The organism is Deferrisoma sp., from assembly GCF_054681715.1.
The window spans coordinates 12,824-33,453 of sequence record NZ_BAAHFQ010000004.1 but is presented as its reverse complement, the minus strand read 5'-3'; the positions used below and the strand labels follow the sequence as shown (position 1 = coordinate 33,453).

The 20,630-nt window shown below is 68.9% G+C and carries 20 protein-coding genes and 1 pseudogene; 7 read left to right on the top strand and 14 right to left on the bottom strand.

All coding sequences use genetic code 11. The features are described 5' to 3' along the window. Window positions 1-174 precede the first annotated feature (174 nt). Both ACY0I8_RS01380 and ACY0I8_RS01375 read left to right on the top strand, forming a co-directional pair. On the top strand, window positions 175-378 hold the full coding sequence (locus ACY0I8_RS01380) for a cold-shock protein (RefSeq protein WP_459939995.1): 204 nt from the start codon (window positions 175-177) through the stop codon (window positions 376-378). A gap of 100 nt (window positions 379-478) precedes the next feature. After that, window positions 479-688 (top strand): hypothetical protein, encoded by a 210-nt coding sequence (locus ACY0I8_RS01375; protein ID WP_459939996.1) that lies wholly within the window; start codon window positions 479-481, stop codon window positions 686-688. 67 nt (window positions 689-755) lie between these two features. On the opposite strand, the gene ACY0I8_RS01370 is transcribed toward ACY0I8_RS01375, so the two are convergent. The 8 genes from ACY0I8_RS01370 to thrC form a co-directional block, all read right to left on the bottom strand. Next, a complete protein-coding gene (locus ACY0I8_RS01370; protein ID WP_459939997.1) occupies window positions 756-2,312 on the bottom strand; it encodes an acyl CoA:acetate/3-ketoacid CoA transferase in 1,557 nt (518 codons plus the stop codon). Window positions 2,313-2,343: 31 nt separating this feature from the next. Then, window positions 2,344-3,732: a TRAP transporter large permease gene (locus ACY0I8_RS01365; RefSeq protein ID WP_459939998.1), complete on the bottom strand. Its 1,389-nt coding sequence runs from the start codon at window positions 3,730-3,732 to the stop codon at window positions 2,344-2,346. Between the two features lie 85 nt (window positions 3,733-3,817). Further along, a complete protein-coding gene (locus ACY0I8_RS01360) occupies window positions 3,818-4,348 on the bottom strand; it encodes a TRAP transporter small permease subunit (RefSeq protein WP_459939999.1) in 531 nt (176 codons plus the stop codon). Window positions 4,349-4,424: 76 nt separating this feature from the next. Beyond that, window positions 4,425-5,510: a TRAP transporter substrate-binding protein gene (locus tag ACY0I8_RS01355; protein WP_459940000.1), complete on the bottom strand. Its 1,086-nt coding sequence runs from the start codon at window positions 5,508-5,510 to the stop codon at window positions 4,425-4,427. A 221-nt stretch (window positions 5,511-5,731) separates the two neighbouring features. Then, window positions 5,732-7,789, bottom strand: a complete 2,058-nt coding sequence (locus ACY0I8_RS01350) for a sigma 54-interacting transcriptional regulator (protein WP_459940001.1) — start codon at window positions 7,787-7,789, stop codon at window positions 5,732-5,734. Window positions 7,790-7,917: 128 nt separating this feature from the next. Then, a complete protein-coding gene (locus ACY0I8_RS01345; protein ID WP_459940002.1) occupies window positions 7,918-8,121 on the bottom strand; it encodes an FmdB family zinc ribbon protein in 204 nt (67 codons plus the stop codon). 7 nt (window positions 8,122-8,128) lie between these two features. Then, window positions 8,129-8,605, bottom strand: a complete 477-nt coding sequence (locus tag ACY0I8_RS01340; protein WP_459940075.1) for a YbhB/YbcL family Raf kinase inhibitor-like protein — start codon at window positions 8,603-8,605, stop codon at window positions 8,129-8,131. Window positions 8,606-8,770: 165 nt separating this feature from the next. Beyond that, on the bottom strand, window positions 8,771-10,183 hold the full coding sequence (thrC, locus tag ACY0I8_RS01335) for a threonine synthase (RefSeq protein ID WP_461393256.1): 1,413 nt from the start codon (window positions 10,181-10,183) through the stop codon (window positions 8,771-8,773). 456 nt (window positions 10,184-10,639) lie between these two features. On the opposite strand from thrC, the gene ACY0I8_RS01330 reads away from it, so the two are divergent. The 3 genes from ACY0I8_RS01330 to rpmB all read left to right on the top strand — a co-directional run bounded on the left by ACY0I8_RS01330 (window position 10,640) and on the right by rpmB (window position 12,416). Beyond that, window positions 10,640-11,329, top strand: a complete 690-nt coding sequence (locus ACY0I8_RS01330) for a metal-dependent hydrolase (protein WP_459940004.1) — start codon at window positions 10,640-10,642, stop codon at window positions 11,327-11,329. Between the two features lie 92 nt (window positions 11,330-11,421). Beyond that, a complete protein-coding gene (locus tag ACY0I8_RS01325) occupies window positions 11,422-12,087 on the top strand; it encodes a hypothetical protein (RefSeq protein WP_459940005.1) in 666 nt (221 codons plus the stop codon). A gap of 134 nt (window positions 12,088-12,221) precedes the next feature. Beyond that, the gene (rpmB, locus tag ACY0I8_RS01320) at window positions 12,222-12,416 is read left to right on the top strand and encodes a large ribosomal subunit protein bL28 (protein ID WP_459940006.1); all 195 of its coding nucleotides are present in this window, start codon (window positions 12,222-12,224) and stop codon (window positions 12,414-12,416) included. Window positions 12,417-12,578: 162 nt separating this feature from the next. Here rpmB and ACY0I8_RS01315 read toward each other — a convergent pair whose 3' ends face one another. Both ACY0I8_RS01315 and ACY0I8_RS01310 read right to left on the bottom strand, forming a co-directional pair. Next, window positions 12,579-13,322 (bottom strand): sulfite exporter TauE/SafE family protein, encoded by a 744-nt coding sequence (locus ACY0I8_RS01315; RefSeq protein ID WP_459940007.1) that lies wholly within the window; start codon window positions 13,320-13,322, stop codon window positions 12,579-12,581. Between the two features lie 18 nt (window positions 13,323-13,340). Next, window positions 13,341-13,625 carry a winged helix-turn-helix transcriptional regulator gene (locus tag ACY0I8_RS01310; protein WP_459940008.1) on the bottom strand — a complete coding sequence of 95 codons (285 nt, stop codon included), beginning with the start codon at window positions 13,623-13,625 and terminating at the stop codon, window positions 13,341-13,343. Window positions 13,626-13,752: 127 nt separating this feature from the next. Here ACY0I8_RS01310 and ACY0I8_RS01305 point away from each other — a divergent pair, with 127 nt between their 5' ends. Further along, window positions 13,753-14,037, top strand: a complete 285-nt coding sequence (locus ACY0I8_RS01305; RefSeq protein WP_459940009.1) for a 4Fe-4S dicluster domain-containing protein — start codon at window positions 13,753-13,755, stop codon at window positions 14,035-14,037. Window positions 14,038-14,353: 316 nt separating this feature from the next. Then, window positions 14,354-14,680 (top strand): hypothetical protein, encoded by a 327-nt coding sequence (locus tag ACY0I8_RS01300; protein ID WP_459940010.1) that lies wholly within the window; start codon window positions 14,354-14,356, stop codon window positions 14,678-14,680. A gap of 120 nt (window positions 14,681-14,800) precedes the next feature. Here ACY0I8_RS01300 and ACY0I8_RS01295 read toward each other — a convergent pair whose 3' ends face one another. From ACY0I8_RS01295 to ACY0I8_RS01280, 4 genes and pseudogenes are all read right to left on the bottom strand, one after another. Further along, complete coding sequence (locus ACY0I8_RS01295; RefSeq protein ID WP_459940076.1) at window positions 14,801-16,135, bottom strand: L-lactate MFS transporter; 1,335 nt, start codon at window positions 16,133-16,135, stop codon at window positions 14,801-14,803. A gap of 87 nt (window positions 16,136-16,222) precedes the next feature. Then, window positions 16,223-16,381 (bottom strand): annotated as a pseudogene (locus ACY0I8_RS01290) (histidine kinase dimerization/phospho-acceptor domain-containing protein); the annotation flags it as partial. Between the two features lie 795 nt (window positions 16,382-17,176). Next, window positions 17,177-18,571 (bottom strand): sigma-54-dependent transcriptional regulator, encoded by a 1,395-nt coding sequence (locus ACY0I8_RS01285; protein ID WP_459940011.1) that lies wholly within the window; start codon window positions 18,569-18,571, stop codon window positions 17,177-17,179. Further along, on the bottom strand, window positions 18,571-20,520 hold the full coding sequence (locus ACY0I8_RS01280; protein ID WP_459940012.1) for a cache domain-containing protein: 1,950 nt from the start codon (window positions 20,518-20,520) through the stop codon (window positions 18,571-18,573). Before ACY0I8_RS01280 ends, ACY0I8_RS01285 begins: the two co-directional genes overlap by 1 nt. Window positions 20,521-20,630 lie beyond the last annotated feature (110 nt).

Sequence of the window (20,630 nt, the reverse complement as noted above, 5' to 3'; positions counted from 1 at the left end):
AGTGTCGGAAGGCGAACCCAAGCGGGAGAGGCGACCGTAGCCTCTCACCGCTTTTTTTGTTTTTTCGCACCTCGATGGACATGGTTCGGAGTTCGGGAACGCGGTTCCCGCCCTGGTCCCCATCGCAGTTGCATCCCCTGGGATCCAGGATCCCGAAACCGAAGGAGAAACACCATGGCTAGAGGCATCGTGAAGTGGTTCAACGACCAGAAGGGCTACGGCTTCGTCACCCCCGACAACGGGGGCGCCGACCTGTTCGTGCACTTCAGCGCGATCCAGGGCGAGGGGTTCAAGACCCTGACCGAGGGCCAGGCCGTCGAGTTCGACGCCGTGCCCGGCATGAAGGGGCCCCAGGCGGCCAACGTCCGGCCCGTCTAGGTCCGGTCTGACCCACGAAAAGGGCGGATCCCCCAGGGGATCCGCCCTTTTTTCCTTCCCCGGAGGCCCTCCACGCACACCCCTCTCCAAGGAGCATCCCATGGCCCGCCGATCCAAGCAGACCTTTCAGAAACGCCAGCGCGAAAAGGCCCGGCAGGAGCGCCGGCAGGAGAAAGAAGCCCGCCGTGCCGAGGCCCGGGAGCGAAAGGCCAGCCTTCCGCCCCGGGACGATACCGAGGGAGACCCCGACATCGCCGGCATCGTCCCCGGCCCCCAGCCCCTTCCGCCGCAGTTCTGGGACGAGGAGTGACAAAGGTCCACGGTCGCCGGTCTGCGGTCTACCGTCCTCGGTCCCCGGTCCGGGGCGCCCCCCGTTTTCACACCTGGTCGGCCACCCCCATGGGGCCGGGCAGGAACACCTCGGGGGGCATGGGCTTGAGATCGGGGCTCACGAGCGGGCGAAACGCCATGCGGCCCAGCACGTCCCGCTCCAGGTCCACCCCCGGCGCGATCTCCACCACCTCGATCCCCGCGGGCAGCAACCGGAACACGGCGCGCTCCGTGATGTAGAGAACCTCCTGACCGAGATCCCTGGCGTACGCCCCGCTGAAGGTCACCTGCTCCACCCGTTCCATGAACTTCGGGTGCTCGCCGTCCCGCAGGATCTCGAGGCGGCCGTCCGAGACCCGGGCCTCGAACCCGCCCGCCGTGAAGGTGCCCAGAAAATAGAGCTTTTTCGCGGTCTGGGTGATGTTGATGAACCCCCCGCACCCGGCGAACCGGGGCCCGAACCGGGAGACGTTGACGTTGCCCTCCCGGTCGGCCTGGGCCATGCCTAAGAACGCCTGGTCGAGGCCGCCGCCGTCGTAAAAGTCGAACTGGCTCGGCTGCTCGTAGATGCACTCAGGGTTCGTGGCCACCCCGAAATTGAGTCCGCCGGCCGGGATTCCGCCGGTCATGCCGGACTCCACCGACAGGGTGAACCGATCGAACACCCCCTCCTCGGCCGCGCACAGGGCCACCCCCTCGGGCATGCCGATCCCGAGGTTCACCACCGCCCCCTCCTGGACCTCCAGCAACGCCCGCCGGGCGATCACCTTACGCACGTCGAGCGGCATCGGCTCCAGGTGCTCCACCGGGATCTTGGTCTCCCCCGAAAAGCTCGGGTCGTAGGCCTTGGCGAAGGTCTGCATGTGGTGCTCGGGCGGGGCCACCACCACGTAGTCCACGAAGATCCCCGGCACCCGCACGTCCTTGGGCCGGAGCGTCTCGTTCTTGACGATCCGCTCCACCTGGGCGATCACGATGCCGCCCGAGTTCCGCACGGCCTGGGCGATGGCCAGGTTCTCGAGCAGGGCCGCCTCCTTCTCGTAGGAGAGGTTCCCCCTGAGGTCCGCCGAGGTGGCCCGGATGAACCCCACGTGGATCGGGAACGCCTTGTACCACAGCCACTCCCGCCCGCCGATCTCCACCACCTCCACCAGGTCCTCGGTGGTCCGGGCGTTCACCTTCCCCCCTTCGATCCGGGGATCCACGAAGGTTCGGAGCCCGATGTGGGTGATGGTGCCGGGCTTACCCGCCGCGATGTCCCGAAACAGGTGGGAGATGACCCCCTGGGGCAGGTTGTAGGCCTCGATCCGGTTCTCCAGGGCCATCCGGCCGAGCTTGGGCGCGAGGCCCCAGTGGCCCCCCACGACCCGCCTGACCAGCCCCTCGTGGGCCACGTGGTTCATGCCCCGGTCGCGGCCGTCCCCCTGCCCTGCGGCGTACACGAACGTGAGATCCCGGGGCTCCCCGGTGGCGAGGAACCGCTCCTCCAGGGCCACGGCAAGCCCCTCGGCAAACCCGGTCCCCACGAACCCCCCGCTCGCCACCGTGGCCCCGGAGGGGATGAGCCGAACCGCCTCCTGGGCGGTCACGATCTTGGCGCACATTGGTCTTGCCTCCCTCGGCATCAAACCGGGATCAGCCGTAGGCCGCGGCCGGGAGCCAGGTCACAAGCCATGGGAACAACGCCACGAGAACGAGTCCCACGAGCTGGAGCACGATGAACGGGATCACGCCCTTGTAGATCTCGACGAGCCGCACGTCGGGGGGGACAACCCCCTTCAGGTAGAACAGCGCGAATCCCACCGGCGGCGTCAAAAAGCTGGTCTGGAGCGCCACCGCCACCAGCAGCACGAACCACACCAACTCCGGGTTCTCCACCTGCCCGTATCCCGGAATCTCGAGCCCCAACTGGCCCACCACCGGCGCCACCAGCGGGAGCACGATCAGGGTGATCTCGATCCAGTCCAGGAAGAATCCGAGGAGGAACACCACGCCCAGGATGAACGCGATGATCCCGTAGGGACCGAACGGCAGCCCCGTGAGCACCTGCTCGATCACCTCGTCCCCCCCCAGGCCCCGCAGCACCAGGGCGAAACAGGTGGCCCCCAGGAAGATCGCGAAGATATAGGCCGTGGTGTTGTACGTGCCCCTGAGCACCTCCTTGAACACCTGGAAATCGAGCTTGCGGTTTCCAGCCGCCAGCAGGGTCGCCCCCAACGCCCCCACCCCGCTCGCCTCAGTCGGCGTTGCGATGCCGGCGAAAATGGACCCCAGCACCGCCAGGATCAGCCCGGCTGCGGGAAGCACCGTGCGCACCACCGCCCACACCTCCCGCAGTCCCACCCCCTGCTCGGCCCCTTGCGGCAGCGGCGCCGCCCGGGGCCGGAGCCAGCAGTACACCAGGATGTAGCCGATGTAGAGGCAGCCCAGGATGAGGCCGGGGAGCACCGCCCCCATGAACAGGTCTCCCACCGACAGCCCCAACTGGTCGGCCATGATCACCAGCATGATCGACGGCGGGATCAGGATCCCCAGGGTCCCCGAGGCCGCGATCGTGCCCAGGGCCAGGGGGTTTTCGTACCCCTGGTGGCGCATGGCCGGGTAGCTCAGCAGCCCCAGGAGCACCACCGAGGCCCCAATGATCCCCGTGGAGGCCGCCAGGATGATCCCGATCGCGGTCACGGTGATCGCAAGGCCCCCCCGAACCCGGCCGAACAGCCGCTGCATGGACTCCATCATCCGCTCGGCGATCCCCGAGCGGTCGAGCATCAGCCCCATGAAGATGAACATGGGCAGGGCCACCAGCACCCAGTTGTCCATGTACTTGTAGATCCGGTTCACCACCATGCCGAGCGTCATGTAATCGAGCCCGGTCCACGCGTCGAAGTAGGTGTCCGCGATCCAGCCCACCCCCGCGAACAACACCCCCGTGCCCCCCAGCACGAAGGCGATCGGAAACCCCGTGAACAGCCCTGCGATGAACGTGGCGAACATCGCCACGACCAAGATGTCGTTGGTCAGCATCGGCTCGCGCCCCTGGCTCGGTTGGTCGGCCCTCGCATGTCGCTCTTCGGCCGTGTCGTCGCGCTCGTCGGCCCGCCGGGGAACCTCATCGCCCCCGGCCCGAGGCCAGAAACACCACGTGGCGCACCAGCCGCGTCACCGCCGCCAGCATCATCAGCGCCACGCTCACCGGGATCACCCCCTTGATGAGCCACCGCCACGGGAGCCCGGCCGGCGCCTGGGAGGCCTCGCCCACCCGCCACGAGTCCGCCACGAACGGCAGGCTGTGGTCGAACACCACCCACAGGAACGGCAGCAGGAACACCAGCGTCCCGAACACCTCCCATTTGGCCTTCGTCCGAGGCGAAAACCGCATGTGGAAGATGTCCACCCGGATGTGGCTGTCCTCCACCATGGCGTAGCTGATGCCGAACATGATGCCCACGGCGTAGAGGTGCCATTCCAGCTCCTCCAGCGCCACCAACCCATGGCCGAACCCGTAGCGCAGCACCACCTGCACGATGATCACCGCCACCAAGACCGCATTCGCCCACATGATCACGTGGCCCAGGCGCCGGATCCCGTTGTCGATCGCCTCGCACCAACCGATCCGCGGCAGTTCCCCGTTCCCGCTCACCGTCGTCTCCTCTGCTCCGTCCCTCAAAAGGGGGCGGGTCCCCCGGGACCCGCCCCCTTTCCTTGGAATCCGGCGCCTACTTGACCTCCACCTCTTCAGGCTTCGGCCGCGGCAGGAACGCGTAGGCCTGCCACACCTTGTAGTTCGTCCGGAACGCCTTCATGTCTTCCCATACCTTCTTGAAGAACTCATCCTTGGCCGCCTCTTCCTCCGCCACCTCGTCCCAGGCCTTCCGGAACGCCTGGAGCATCTCGTCCTTCCAGTAATGCAGCTTCACCCCGTGTTTCTCGACGTTCTCCTTCATGGCGTCGAACTGGATGGCCTCGCCGTAAGCATAGGAGTCGGCCACGCTCGCCTTGGATAGAATCTCCAGCACCATCTTCTGGTGGTCGCTCAAACCGTTCCACACGTCCTTGTTGATCAGGAGCTCAAACACCGTGGCCTGCTGGTGCCAGCCCGGGAAGTAGTTGTGCTTGGCAATCTTGTAAAATCCCAGCCGCTTGTCGATGGCCGGCATCGAAAACTCGGTGGCGTCGATCGCCCCCTTCTCCAGCGCCGGGAAGATCTCGCCGCCCGGGATCACGCTCACCGAGGCCCCCAGCTTCTCCATCACCTTGCCCCCCAGGCCGTAGAACCGGATCCGGAGCCCCTTGAGGTCCTCCGGGCTTTGGATCTCCTTCTTGAACCACCCCGAGGTCTCGGGCGCGATGATCCCGCACACGAGCACCTTCACGTTGTACCCGGCCTGGTCATACATCTCCTGGTAGAGCTTCATGCCGTTGCCGTAATAGAGCCAGGCCAGGTACTCCCCGGCCTCGGGGCCGAAGGGCACCGCGCTAAAAAGCGCGGCCGCCGGCATCTTGCCCTGCCAGTAGCCGGCCGTGGTGTAACCGGCGTTCACCTTGCCCGTGCTCACCGCGTCCAGGATCTCGAACGGGGCGACAAGCTTCCCCGGCTCGTAGACCTTCATCCGCATCGACCCCCCGCTCAGGGGTTCGATCCGGTCGGCCATCCACTGGATCGTCGACCCCAGCCCGGGCAGCGCCGTTGAAAACGCGATCGGCACCTTGAGCAGCACCTTCTTCTCCTTCGCCCAGCCGGGGGAAACCACAAGAGCCGCCATCGCCACCGTCACCGCCACCAGCCTCAGTCCCCTTCGCATGTCCTGCCTCCTTTCGGTTGGGGAAACGAAACGGCGAAGGGCAAGTGCACGGACCGTGCCGCCGAGGCGAGCGCCGTTTTTCGGGGGTTCTCGCGGGGGCGTTTCCGGATATCCGGAATCCAAGCGGGGTCGTATCGGGGGTTTTCGCTGAGGCGGCGGCTACTGCGGGGGTTTCCGGAAATCCGGATGGTTTCCGGTTTTCCGGAAACCGGGCGGTGGGGTCAGGAGTTCAAGAGTCCGTGCTTGGCCGCCTTTTCGTAAAAGGCGGACTTCCCGATGCCGAGGAGCCGGGCCGCCTCCACGGCCCGCCCGTTGGCCACACGAAGGGCCGCGCGCAGGTGCTCGGCCTCCACCTCGGCCAGCACCTGTCGCAGGGGGGCCAGGGCGAATCCCGGCCCGGCCGGGCGCCGGACGTGATGGGGCAGGTGGGCCGGGAGGATCTCGTCGCCGTCGCAGAGGTTCAGGGCTCTTTCCAGGACGTTTTCGAGCTCCCGCACGTTTCCCGGCCAGGCGTACGCGAGCAGGGTCGCCAGGGCCTCGGCCGAGAGCCTGCGGGGCCGGACCCCGAGCGTCTTCGACAGGCGGCAGAGGAGCCGCTCGGCCAGGAGCGGGATGTCCTCCTTGCGGTCGCGCAGGGGCGGCGCCTCGATCAGCACCACATTGAGACGGTACAGGAGGTCTTGCCGGAACGCCCCCTCGGCGGCCAACTGCCGCAGATCCCGGTTGGTGGCCGCGATGATCCGCAGGTCCACCTCCACCGGCCCGCCCCCGCCCAGGGGCTCGATCTCCCGCTCCTGAATCACCCGGAGGAGCTTCGCCTGGGTGGGCAGGGGCAGCTCGGCCACCTCGTCCAGGAACACGGTGCCGCCCTGAGCGAGCTCGAACCGGCCCACCTGCCCCCCCTTGCGGGCCCCCGTGAACGCGCCCTCCCGGTAGCCGAAGAGCTCCGCCTCGAGCAGGTTTTCCGGGATGGCCGCGCAGTTCACCTTGACGAAGGGCTTGTCGGCCCGGGGGCTCAGGTTGTGGAGGGCGTGGGCCACGAGCTCCTTGCCCGTGCCGCTCTCGCCCTGGATGAGCACGGTGGAATGGGTCCGGGCGACCCGTCGCACCATGTCTTTGAGCTCGCGGATCACGGGGCTTTCCCCGACCAGGTTCTCCAGGCTGTACCGGGTGCCGTTCTGACGGCGAAGCTCCTCGCGGTAGTAGCTGAGCTCGGTTCGGAGCCGGCGGGTCTCCTCGAACAGGGCGTCGAGCTCCGACACGTCCCGGAACAGCACCTTCCCCACCGCCCCCACGATCCGGTCGCCCTCCCGGATCGGGATCCGGTCACAGACCATGTCGTGGCCCTTGATCCGCTGGACCTGCCGGATCTCGGGTTCGCCCGTGCGGAGCACGATGTGCATCCGGGTGTTCTCGATGGCCTCCGTGACCGGCCGGCCCACCATGTCGGCCGGGTCCACCCCCAGGAACTCCCCGTAGGCGCGGTTGAACATGGTGATGACGCCCCGCTCGTCCACCACGACGACCCCCTCGTAGGCGGTGTCGAGCACGGCCTCCAGGGTCCTCTTCCACCGGTTCGCCTCGTCGCGCTCGGCCCGGGCCGACTCGAGATCGGTCACGTCCTGGAGCACGGCAACGGCCCCGGCCAGCCGGCCGTTTCGGAAGATCGGGGTGCGGTTGCTCAGGTAGACGTGCCCCCGGAGCTCGATCCGCTGCCCGATCCGGGGCTCGCGGGTGCGGAGCACCTCGGGCAATCCGGTGTGGGGCACCACCTCCTGGATCGGCCGGCCGATGAGGTCTTCGCGCTCCACCCCGAGCACCCGGCCCAGCGCCTTGTTCGCCGCCACCACCCGGCCCTCGGCATCGACCACCACGATCGCGTTGTGGGCGGCGTCGAGGGCGACCCGGAGCTTCGCCATCCGGGCACACAGGGCCTTGAACGCGGCCTCCAGCAGCCGGTCCCGCGGGATCCAGCCCACCACCTCGTTTCGGCGCATCCCCACCACGGCGTGGTCGGCCGCGCCGGGCTCCAGAAGTGGCAGGGATTGCCCGTCCGGCACGGCGCGGGCCGGTTCCGCGACGCCCAGCACCGGGTCGTTCCCCCGGCCGGCGTCGAGCGCCCGGGCGATGGCGGGGCCCGAGGCCACGGCGAGCACCCCCCCGTGCCCCCGGACCACCACGGCCGCGTCGCGGCCCACCGGCGGAAGCCCGGCCACGGGGGCCTCGGGCTCCACCACCGCGGCCACGGGCTGCCAAAGGTCCTGGAGCGGGAGCTTCATGGGGCACCTACCGTGGGGCGCGTCTCAAGAGCAGGGCGGGGGGGCAATCGGACAGGGGGGCGGGACGCCCCGGGTCAGGTACACCCGGGGAAAGGAGAAAGGGGTGGGGCACGGCGATCCGGCACTCCTCATCGGCAACCGGCGCAGGACGAGGCCTTGCACCCCGCGCACGAGCTCCCGCCCCCGCCTCCCCCGCCTCCGATGGCGAAAGCGGAGAGCTTGCGACGGGCGTCCGCCGCACCGCACCGGGGACAGGGCGGAACCTCCCCTGGCCGTGCCAGGGCCTCGAAGGCGTGGCCGCAGGCCTCGCACACGAAGTCGTAAAGCGGCATCGCGCCCTCACCTCTTTCGTTCGTAGGTTCCCACGAGCTGGGCCTCGGCGAGCACCTTGCCCTCCATGGCCTTCAAGAGCTGGGCCTTGGTGGGGGTGCCCAGGTCGGGCAGGCGCTCCGACAGGGCGTAGAGCTTGTGGAAGTACCGGTGCCGGCCGATGGGCGGGCAGGGCCCGCCGTAGCCCGTTCGCTTCCAGTCGTTGAGCCCCTGGCCCGTGCCGGCCGGTAGGTGCTCGGGGCGGACGCCCTCGGGAAGCCCCCGGGAGTCGGGGGGCAGGTTGTAGAGCACCCAGTGGACCCAGGTCATTTTGGGCGCCCGGGGATCCGGCGCGTCGGGGTCGTCCACGATGAGCACGAGGCTTTTCGCGCCCTTGGGCACCCCCGACCACTCCAGGGGCGGGGAGACGTCCGCACCGTCGCAGGTGTATTTGCTGGGAATCTCGCCGTTGTGCGCAAATGCGGAGGACCGGATCTCCATCGCCATGGCCTCACCTCCTCGCACCGGGCCGATCCCGACGAGCACCCCCACCACCGCCCAGACCCATCGAAGCCGGCCCATCCGTTCCACCTCCCGTCGGGAGCGTTGGCGAATCACCGGCTCCCCAGTCTGCCACGGGAACCGCGGCTCGCAACCCCCGGCCCCGGCGGCCTATCCCGCCCGCGGCCGCAGCCCCAGGTGGGCCGCGATGGCCTCGGCGCTGGCCTCGAGGGAGACCGGCCGGTTCACGAGTTCCTCCCGGGGCTCGATGCCGTACTCCGGGTCCAGGGTGCCGGCGAAGTAGGCCTCCTGGAACCCCGCGAACTTGAGCTGGTGGCTCGTGGAGTCGCACACGAACCGACCGTGGGCCGGCACCACCCCCTCGGCCAGGGCTTTCCGGAGCCCGGCCACGGCCTCCCCCCCCTGGGTGCACACCACGTGGCCGTGGCGGTTCACGTGGAGCATGGTGTCCAGGATCTCCTGCTCGGTCACGCTCACGCAGGCGAACCGGTCGCCGTAGTGCTCCTCCACGAGCTGGCGCACCTTGGGGAACGACACGGGGTTCCCGATCATGGCCGCCTGGGCCACGCTGGGCCGCACCGTCACCGGCTCGTAGTGCCCGCTCGCCTTCCACCGGGCCACGGGGTTCGCGTGCTCGCTCTGGACGCCCAGGATCCGGGGGAGCCCGTCGGTCACGCCGAGCTGCCACAGATCGAGGAACCCCTCGAGGATCGCCGTGACGTTCCCGGCGTTCCCGATGGGCACCGCCACGGTGGCGTGCTCCACCCGCCAGCCGAGCTGCTGGGCCACCTCGAAGGCGAACGACTTCTGGCCGTTGATCCGCACCGGGTTCTTGGAGTTCAGAAGAAACACCTCGTACCGGGCCGCGAGATCCTCCACCAGCCGCATGCAGTCGTCGAACACCCCCGGCACCTCGAGCACCCGGGCGCCGCTGCCCAGGGGCTGGGAGAGCTGCTGGGGGGTCACCCGGCCCTTGGGCAGGAGCACCGCCGAGCGCACCGCGCCCTTCGGGAGGTACGAGAGGTAGAGCGCCGCCGCGGCCGAGGTGTCGCCCGTGGAGGCGCAGATCCCGAGCACGGTGCCCGGCCGCTGGGTCCGCAGGTAGTGGTTGAGGAAGCTGATGGCGCTGGCCATGCCCCGGTCCTTGAACGAGGCCGAGGGGTTTTGCCCGTCGTTCTTGACGAAGAACTCGGCGCCCACCCACTCGCTCAGCTCGGCGTTGGCCCGCACCAGCGGGGTGTGGCCCTCGCCCAGGTACACGATGTCTTCCAGGGGCAGGTGGGGGAGCACCAGCTCGTGGAAGCAAAAAATGCCCTGGAGGGCCTCCACCCGGGTGGCCCGGCGCAGATCGAACACCCGGCGCCACTCCTCGCCGCTTCGCTCCCGCAGGGCCGCGAAGTTCTCGTCGCGCACCCGCAGCAGCCCCCCACAGGACGGGCAGGTGTAAAGGAGCCGGTCGAGGGGGGTCGTTTCGCCGCACCGGATGCACGCGTAAACCATGCGCGGCCGGTGGCGGGGCAGGACGTCGATACCGGTCAGTTCCTTGAGTTCCTCGGGAGACACGGGAGCACCTCGTGGCAGAAGGGTCGCGGTTCTTCGCCGGGATGGCGGGCGGACCGCCCGTTTCGGGCCAGCGGCCGGGGCGACCGCGGGGCCTCCGCTGCGTGCCGCCCCGGTGTCCGGTTCCCGGCGTGGCGTCATTCAACGGGGAAACCGGGCCCCGGGTCAAGGGACGGTTGCCCCGCCCGGCGCCTTGCAGTACTAGTGTACCCACGGTCCCCACCGGGGCCGCCGTTTCCACACGGACCTGTGGATAACCTGTGGACGGCGGTGTGGATACCGGGAAAATCCCCAGGGGTCATGGGGAGGCTTGCCAAGGTGCACTTTTTTTGTGCAACAAAGAACGTCTTTCATTTCAAATAGTTACAGAAAAGTGCCGGCATCGCTGAGGGTTTCGGCCGAAGCCCGACCGGGCCGGCCGTCTTATCCACACGCCCCGAAGGCAAAGGAGGAGAAGTCATGGTCGAGGTTACCTACCACGGACACGCCTGTTTCCTGCTGGACGACGGCTCCCACAAGGTGCTCATCGACCCGTTCCTCACCGGGAACCCCAACGCCCGGGTCGGCCCCGAGGCGTTCCCCGCGCTCGACGCCATCCTCGTCACCCACGGCCACGCCGACCACCTGGGCGACGCGATCGAGATCTCCAAACGCACCGGGGCGCCGGTGGTGGCCCCCTTCGAGCTCGCCATGTTCTGCCAGCGTCGCGGTGCCGCCGTGCATCCCATGCACATCGGGGGAAGCCACGGGTTCGAGTTCGGCCGGGTCAAGCTCACCATCGCCCACCACGGCTCGGCCTTCGTGGACAAGGGAACCGAGTACACCGGGAACCCCTGCGGGTTCCTCGTGGAGATGGGCGGCCTCACCGTGTACCACGCCGGGGACACCGGGCTCTTCTATGACATGAAGCTCATCGGCGAGATGCACCGCATCGACGTGGCGCTCCTGCCCATCGGCGACAACTTCACCATGGGACCCGAAGACGCCGCCAAGGCGGTGGAACTCCTGCGGCCCCGCTACGTCGTGCCCATGCACTACGGCACCTTCGACGTCCTCGTGCAGGACCCGCGGGAGTTCGCCGACAAGGCGGCCGGCGCCGGGGCCGAGGTGGTGGTCATCGGGTTCGGCCAGAGCCACTGGTTCGAGTAGGCCGGCGTTGTCTCGGCGGGGGGGCTGAAGTATGCTTCCGTGGGCTCCGCCGAACCCCACCCGTCGCCGCCGAAACGAGGGAGGCTTCCACGGTGAAGTTCCAGCTCGAACCCGAAGCGGCCGCCGCCCTGGAGACGGCGGCCATCGTGCGCGATCTGGACCGCACGGGAATGCCCCACTTTCTGGTGCGGGTGCCCGACCTCCAGAAGGCTGCCGAGGCCGACATGGGGATCGAGATCAACCGGGAAGAGGACGGCTGTGTGGCCCTCTCGATCCTCCTCTACGACATCCCCACCGAGCCCGTGAGCTACGACCTCCGGCTCTATCCGGACCAGCCCGACGATCTGCGGTTCCTGTGGGCGTTCCTCGAGACGAAACAGTTCCGGGTGTATCCGTGCCAGCCCGGGGGAACCGGATGGGCGGTGGGGGAGCCCCAGACCTTTCGGATTCCTCCCAGCGTGGTACTCCGGCTCAAACACTACTCCCTGAGCTGGCCCCAGCCCGAGGGGCCGCCCCAGGCCACGGAACCTCCCCCAACCCAGGAACCGGAGCCCAGGCCCCCGGTGGCCCGGGGGCCCGACCCCCGCGACACGGTGATCCGAAAGCTCAAGGAGCAGGTCCAGGCGCTCCGCGAGCAGATCCAGGAGAGGGACAAGCGGATCATCGAGCTCGAGGACGAGCTCCACGAGCTCAAAAGCCGGGGCCGAACCTACAAGCTGACCGGGGAGAAGAAACCCTGGTGGAAACCGTTCTCGTGAGGAAATCCGCTTGAGTCCGGCGCGGGATCGTGGTAGAAAGGCGGGCCTTTGCTGCCGCCAGGCGGCGCCCAAGTGAACACGGCCGGGAGGCCCCGGGCCTTCCGTGGCACGAAACCGCGTAGGAGGACGAAACCATGGCCAGACGGTGTGAGATCTGCGGCAAGGGCCCTGCCCGGGGCAACAACGTGAGCCACGCGAACAACCGCACGAAGAAGATCCTGCTGCCGAACATCCAGGTGGTGCGGGCGCGGGTGAACGGCGCGACCAAGCGGGTCAAGGTCTGCACCCGGTGCCTGCGCTCGAACCGGGTGGAGAAGGCGGTCTCGTAAGACCCGCCCCCCCCCAAGCGTGCAACGGGCCGGAAGGAGCTTCCTTCCGGCCCGTGTTTTTTCACGGCGGTCGGCGGTCTTCGGTCCGGCGGTCCAGGCCGCAGTCACCTACCGGAGCTCCCCTCCGTGCTCTCCGTGCCCTCCGTGGTTGGAAAGCCCCCCCTACCCCATCAGGAGGAGCTTCACGGCGAACACCAGCACCGCCGTGGTGACCACCGCCTTGACCCACCGGTGCCCCTTGAGCACCGTGAACCGCACCCCCACCTGGCTGCCGGCCACGGTGCCGACGGCCAGCGCCAGGCCCAGGTCCCACACCACCTTGCCCTGCCAGGCGAAAAGCCCGAGGGAGAGCGCGGTGTAGATGAGCACGCTCAACACCTTCACCGCGTTCCCGCGCACCAGGTCGAGGCCCGCCAGGGTGGTCGTCGCGAGGATGAGGAACCCGACGCCGGCCTGCACGAACCCCCCGTAGATCCCCACGAAGAAAAACCCGATGGCCAGCGCCGCCACGTTGGGCCGCTGGCCCGGTTCCAGGAACGCCTGCTTCTTCTTGAAGGGGTCCCACAGGGTCCACAGGGTCACGGCGATCATGAGGAACGCGAGCACCCGCCGGAACGCCGCGTCGCCGATGGCTACGGCGGCCCAGGTGCCGAGCCCCGCCCCGAAGGTCGCCGGCACCGCGGCCCACACCACGTAGCGCCAGTCCACCACCCCGTGGCGGTGGAACCCCCACACGGCGGCCACGTTTTGGCAGAAGATGCCCACCCGGTTCGTGCCGTTCGCGACCGTGGCCGGCAGCCCCAGAAAGATGAGGAGCGGCAGGGTCAGAAACGACCCGCCGCCCGCGATCACGTTGAGGGTCCCGGCCACGAGGCCCACGCCGAACAACAAGAGGTAGTCGGTCACGTCTTCGCCTCCCTGCGCCTACAGGTCGTCGAGGGCCTTCACCATCTCCACGATTTCCGCCGCCCGGCGCCCCTTGGGCGTCAAGGCGTACTCCACGTGGCTCGGCTTCTCGGAGACGACCGTCTTCTCCACGAAGCCGAAGTCCACGAGCCGGGCAAGCCGCTCATAGAGAACCTTCCAGGAGATCCCAGGCAGGCCCCGAAACAGCTCGGCGGGCCGCTTCGGTGCCTCGGCCAGGAGGGCCAGGATCCGCAGGGTCCACTTGCACTTGAGCACGGTTTCGAAGGCCTCGATCGCTCCCACCGGGCCGCTCTCCCGCAGAAAGATTTTTCGTGTCTTACCAAAAAGTTACGGGTGTACAGCCCCCGCCCCCGCCGCTACGCTGGAGGCAACGAACCCTTTCGCCCCACGAAACGAGGAGGAAAGAGTCATGGAGAAGAAAACGGTGCAGGCGGAGATCGCGGAGGCGTTCGGCCGAACCTTCGTGAAGGGAAACATCCCCGAGATTCATCCGGTGCGGTGCCTAGGATGCAATCACTGCGTCGCGCTGTGCAAGAAACTTGGTCCCAACGTGCTGGAGATTCGGGACGGGGTGGCGGTTGTGGCGCGCCCGGAGAACTGCATCGGCGACGGGGCCTGCATGATGGCCTGCCCCACCAAAGCCATCTTCCTGATGAGCCGGTACGACCCGGCGAACCCGCCGGGCGCCGTGTGACAGGCCCCCACGCGAACGGCCCGCCCAACGGGGGCCGTTCGCGTGCAACGACCGAACGAACCGGCGGGCTGCACGGGTCCCCGCACCACCGCGCAGCGAGGCACAACACCCTAGATGCGTGGGGCGGGGAGCCCGGCTGGCCGATGCCGAGACGCCGTGGTACGTTTGGTCGCCCCCCGGGGTGGCGACCGACGAAGGAAAACGGGGGAGGATATCCCCCCCGGCCCCCCACAAGCGGCGGCAGGTACGTTTCGTCCGGACCGGGGGAAACCGGCGGCTTCCATCCGGGCAACCGTTTGCCGACAGGAGACGCCCCATGCCCACGTCGAAAGAGATTTCGGTCGAGAGGAAGGCGGACCTGGAGGAACGCTCGGGTGTGGAGCTCGCCGGGCTCTACGCCTCATGGGACGGGGATGAACTAACCACCGTCAACGGAGAGATCCGCCTACGGCCGGGGGCGGAACCCGAGCACGACCTTCAGATCGTCGCCGCCGCCTACGACGCCCAGGGCCGGGTGATCGGCCGGGGCGAATGCCTCGTGCTCAAGGGGGAGTTCCTGGGGTTCGACGTGTTCTCGATGCCGGTCTTCCACCCACCCCAACCTCCGGCCAAGGTCCTGGTGTTCGTCGGCCCCCGGGTGTGAGATTTCGAGCACCGACGAGCACAAAAAACCGGGGCCCCGGACCTACGCCGGGGCCCCGCTCCTCCCTCGGCGCCCCCAAGGCGGAGCGCCCTTCCCCTTCCCGAAAGAGCCCGGAGTGGATCAGGCCGTGCCGGTCGAGGCGCCGGGCCGGACCTCCGGGACCACGGCCGGGGCGGCCTCTTCCTCGACGGCGCGCTCGATCTGGTAGCGCTTGCCCTCCCGCAGGGTCAGGGCGAGGCCGACCCCGGCGATCAACAGGGTTCCGGCCGCCAGGAACGAAAGATTGTAGCTGCCGGTCGAGGCCTTGAGCATCTGGCTCAACCGGCCCATCACGAACCCGCCCACGCCCCAGGCCGTGAACAGGATGCCGTAGTTGGTGCCGAAGTGCTTGAGCCCCCAGAAGTCCTTCGCAAACAAGGGAAAGAGCGACAGGTTCGTGCCGTAGTTGAACCCGATGAAGGTCGCCAGCGCCACCAGGAGCACCGCGCTTTGGGTCGCGCCGCCCACCACCGGAACGGCCGCGAACATGAGGGCCGCCTGGAAGAGGAACATGCCGATCAGGGTCTTGGTGCGGCCGATACGGTCCGAGAGCACCCCGGCCACGATCCGGCCGGCCGCGTTCCCCACCGCCAGGAGCGCCACGGCCACGAACGCGAGCTCGCCCAGGCTCGCCTTGGCCATGCCGGCCACGCTGCCGATCACCATGAGCCCGGCGCCCGAGCCGATGAGGTACAGGGTCCACAGGATGTAGAACGTGGGCGTGCGAAGCATCTCGCCGGGCCGAAAGTCGCCGCGGGAACGCACCGACGGGGCCTGCTTTCGCTTCTCGTCGGTGCGGCGGGCGGCCTCGCCGAAGAGGTACCCGGCCGGCGGGTTCACCAGGAGGAGCGACAGGGCGCTCACGACCACGGCGAAGGCTACCCCGAAGAAGAGCATCGCCTTCTGGAGCCCCCAGGCCCCCAGGAGATACTGGGCCAGGGGCGCGATGTACACCGAGGCCAGCCCGAACCCGCTCACCACGATCCCGGCCACGAGCCCGGTGCGGGACGGGGGGAACCATTTGAGGGCCGGGGGCGTCGCCGCGGAGTACCCGAACCCGATCCCGACCCCGGCCAGCACGCCGAATCCCAGGATCCAGGCCCAGTAGTTGGTCGTCTGGGAGATCCAGACGAACCCGGCCCCCACCATGAGCCCGCCGAGGAGCGCCGTGAGCCGGGGCCCGAACCGGTCCTGCACCCGGCCGGCCACGATCATGGCGAACGCGAACACGAGACAGCACACGGCGTAGGGGTCGTTGATCGAGGCCAGATCCCACCGGAACGGCCCACCCGACTCCACCGAGGCCCGGATCGCCCCCTTGAAGATGCTCCAGGTGTAGAGGATGCCCAGGGCCAGGTTGATCCCCGTCCCGGCGGCCACCACGGCCCACCCGCGGTTCTTCGTCGTCGCTGCCATCGTCCTTCCTCCCTTCGGTTTGGGTTCCTTCGGTTCCACCGGAACCGGCCCCCTGCGGCCGGCCAGATCCTCCACCAACTCGTCCACGGCGGCCGACAGCCTCACGGCCTCGTCGTGGATGATCCGGACGAACTCCTCGCGCCGGACCGGATCGTCGGGATACCGGAGCAGGATCTCGGAGAACGCCCGGATGCTCGTAAGCGGGGTCCGGAGCCGGTGCTCCACCGCGGCCACCTCGGCGCCCATGGTCCGCTCCTCCTCGGCCCGCCGCTCGGCTTCCTGCCGGGCGCGGAGCACCTCGTACCGGGGACACCCCTCGTACCGGTTGAGGCAGTGGCGGGCGATCATCCCGGCCTCGTGGGGCGAGATGGGCCAGGAGCCCACCTCGCACGGACCGCGCCTCGACCGGCTGTAAAAGGGGCAGACGTCCACCATGGCTCCGGCACCTCCTTGGTCCGGAAGGGGTTGCCCCGGGATCTGCAAGGGGAGGGCCAAAAGGAGAAACGCTCCGCTGATTTTCGGATAACCTATTGACCTCCCGGAATTTTTTCACACACCAAGGAACACGGAAGCGACGACAAACCGGTTTTGGTTTGCACGGGCGCGAAAAGGGGGAGGCCTCCGTTCCGGCTTTGAGCCGGTCTTCATGGAGGCAAACGGCATTTTCGCGGGTCCAGCGGGGAGGAGTCGCAGTGCTGCGAGGGAGAGCGAGGGGGTTTCGCAAATTTGCGAATCAGGGGCCTTCCGCGTTGGAGGCCCCCGCATCCGCCGCGGGGGGCAGTACGACAAGAGATGAACCCCGGGTCGGGGCCCGGTGCGGGAGCGGCAGCCGTACCAGTGATCAGAATTCAGAGGACAGATGTCAGAAACCCTCTGTCTTCTGTCTTCTGACTTCTGGCACCTGACACGGTCTGCGGTCCCTTGGGCCAAGCCACGGCGCCGAGGACCCGAGAGCGGAACGTCATTGGTCCTGCGAACAGGCCGCGCCCTGCGCGGCCTACCGGAGCTTCCAGCCGCCTAGCCGCCTAGCTGCCCAGCCGCCTAGCCGCCCCGCCGCTCCACGCAGTCCTCCCGGCGGATGCCGTAGCGCTTCATCTTCCGGTACACGGTGGCCACGTTCATGCCCGAGACCCGGGCCGCCTCCTCCACGTTGCCCTCTGTGCGGCGCAGGAGCCGGCGCAGGTAGTCGATCTCGAACCGGGCCAGGGCCGCGGCGTAGGTTTCCTCGGCCGCCGCCACCCCCGCGGGGGCCCCTTCGTCGGCCTCCAGGAACTGCCGCACCACGTCGAGGCCCACCCGCTCCCGGTCCTCCACCGCGGCCGCCGCCTCCACCACGTTCTTGAGCTGGCGCACGTTCCCGGGCCAGGGGTGGTGCACCAGGGCACGCATGGCCTCGGGCGTGAACCCGCGCAGCTTCGTGCCGAACCGCCGGTTGGCCTGGGCCAGGAAGTGGTTCGCCAGGAGCGGGATGTCGGAGGTGCGCTCCCGGAGGGGCGGCAGTTCCAGGGTGATGACGTTGAGCCGGTAGAACAGGTCCTCCCGGAACCGGCCCTCGCGCACGGCCGCCCTGAGGTCGGCGTTGGTGGCCGACACGATCCGCACGTCCACCCGGGTGGGGGTGCGGTCGCCGAGCCGCAGGAACTCCTTCTCCTGGAGGAACCGCAGAAGGCTCTTCTGGACCCCCATGGGCAGGTTCCCGACCTCGTCCAGGAACAGGGTGCCGCCGTCGGCCTCCTCGAGGAGCCCGGGCCGGTCCCGGTCCGCGCCGGTGTACGCCCCCTTGCGCGACCCGAAGAGCTCCCCCTCCAGGATCGACTCGGGCAGGGCGCCGCAGTTCAGGGCCACGAACCGGGCCTCCCGCCGCGGGGAGAACCGGTGGATCGCCCGGGCCACGAGCTCCTTGCCCGTGCCCGACTCGCCCGTGACGAGGACCGGCAGATCCCGGGCCGCCACCTTCCGGGCCATTTCGAGAACCGCCCGGAGCCGCGGGCTCTCGCCCACGAGGTCCGCCGTGACCGCCCGGCCCTCGAGCTCGTCCCGCAGCTCCCGGTTCTCGGCCACCAGGGCCGTGTGCTGCCGGGCGTTTCGCACCCGGTACAGGAGCTCCTCGGGCTCGAAGGGCTTGGTGAGCATGTCGTAGGCGCCCTTCCGGAGCGCCTGGATCGAGAGGTCCACGGTGGCGTAGGCCGTGATCACGATGACCGGCACGTCGGGGTCGCGGGCCCGCACCCGCTCCAGGATCTCCAGGCCGTCGATCCCGGGCATTTTGACGTCGGTCACCACCACGTCGTAGGTGCCCGGCTCGAACCGCTCGAGGGCCTCCACCGGCCGGGTGAAGGTGTCCACCCGGTAGCCCTCGTCGGCGAGCACGGTTTCCACCATCCGGCACAGGCCCGGCTCGTCGTCGATGAAGAGAATCCTCGGCTCGCGCGCCATCACCCGTTCCCCTCGTCCAGCGGCAACCGCACCACCACCCGGGCCCCTCCTTCGTCCCGATTCTCGATCCGGATCGCGCCGCCGTGGCGCTCCACGATCTGCCGGGTGATGGGGAGCCCGAGCCCCGTGCCCCGGGGCTTGGTGGTGAAAAACGGCTCGAAAATCCGGTCGCGGATCTCCTCGGGAATGCCGGGGCCCGTGTCCTCGAACCGGATCTCCACGGCCCCCTCGCCCACCGCGGTCGAGACCGTGAGCGTGCCCTCTCCCTCCATGGCGGCCCCGGCGTTGAGCACGAGGTTGAGCGCCACCTGCCGCATCTGGTCGGGGTCCAGGCGCAGGGGCGGCACGCCGGGGCTCCACCGTCGCACCACCTCGACCCGGCCCAGTTCGATGTGGTGGGCCGCGAAATCCAGGATCTCGTCCAACAGGGCGTGGAGGTCCACCTCCTGGCGGGCCGGCCGGGGCACCCGCACGTACTGGAGGAGGTCCTGGACGATCCGGCGGCACCGCAGGCTCTCCCGCCGGATCTCCTCCACGAACCGCCGGTTGGGGTCCTCGGGGGGAAGCTTGCGCTCCATGTGGGAGGCGTAGCCCAGGATCACCCCCAGGGGGTTGTTGATCTCGTGGGCCACCCCCGAGGCGAGCACCCCCAGGGACGCGAGCTTCCCCTGCCGCCCGAGCTCCGCCTCGAGCTCTCGCACCCGCCGGAGCTCCCCCAGCATGCGGTTGAACGCGGCCGCGAGCTCCCCGAGCTCGTCGTTGCCGCGCACGTCGAGCCGCACGTCCGAGCGCCCCCGCTCCACCTCCCGCACCGCCCCGGTGAGCTCCCGGACCGGCCGGGTGATCCATCCCGCCACCACGAAGGTGAGCCCCACCGCGACCGCCCCCACCAGGCCCACCAGCGACACCACGGCCACGAGGATCCGGCCCTCGATCAGGTTGGCCTCGGCGTAGAACTCGTCCTCGTAGGACCCCACGGCCACGATCCAGTCCCAGGGCTCGAAATACCGGTACCGGACGATCTTCCACCGGGCCTCGGGCTCCCCCTCGTTGCGCCAGGGGTACCGGATCCAGCCCTCCTTGCGCCGGCACATCTCCCGGATGAACGCCCGGCCCTCGTGGTCCCGGGCGTCGAGGATGTTCGCCCCCTCTTGAAACGGATGAATCGTGAGCACCCCGCCGGTGGTCATGGCGTAGATGTACCCGGTGCGGCCGACCCGCTTCTCCTTGATCCGGCGCTTCAGGTCCTCGAAGGCGTTGCGCTCGAAGGCCGGGTCTTCGTAGGCCTCGTCCAGGTACGCGCCGGCCGCCACGATCCAGTCCCAGGCCGGAACGTACCGGTAGGCCACCATCTTGCGCCGCGGCGTCGCCTCCCCCCGGTCGGGGTTCCGCCAGGGGTACACGATGAAGTGGACCCGGTCCGGCTCCGCCGTGGCCCGGGCGCACATCTCCCGGATGAAGGCGCGGCCCTCCTCGTCCCGGGAGTTCGAGATGTCCTGTCCCTCCAGGGCCAGGTGCACCGTGAGCACCCCGGCGCTCGTCATGGCGTAGAGGTACCCCGTGTCGCCCACGCTCACCGCCTTCAGGGCCCGGCGGGCCTCGGCCTGGGCCGCCTCGCGGGAAACCGCCCCTTCCGTTTCCCTACGATGCTGGGCTTCCACCAGGCCGTAGGCCAGATTCAGGAGGCTTTGGAGTTCGGCCCGGAGAACCCGTTTCTTGTCCTCCCGGTACACCTCGAACTGACGGTGGTGGGCCGCGAGGAGATCGAGGGCGAACTCGGCCATGTGGTCGAGGTCGTCGCGGCTCGTGCGCGTGACCCCCTCGATCGCGAGCTCCTTGGCCAGATACCCCACCGCCGCGGCCGCCAGCGCCATGGGTCCGAGCACAAGCGGCAGCACCACGGCCAGAAGCTTCCAGCGGATCTTGACGTTTCGAAGAAAGGACCCCATCGTTGCCTCGGCATGCCCACGGGAAATCGCCGCGCAAGGCTACCGGCGGGCCGTTCACACGGTCAACCCCTGGTTGATTGCGGCCCGCCTCGGTTTCATTTCATGCCACA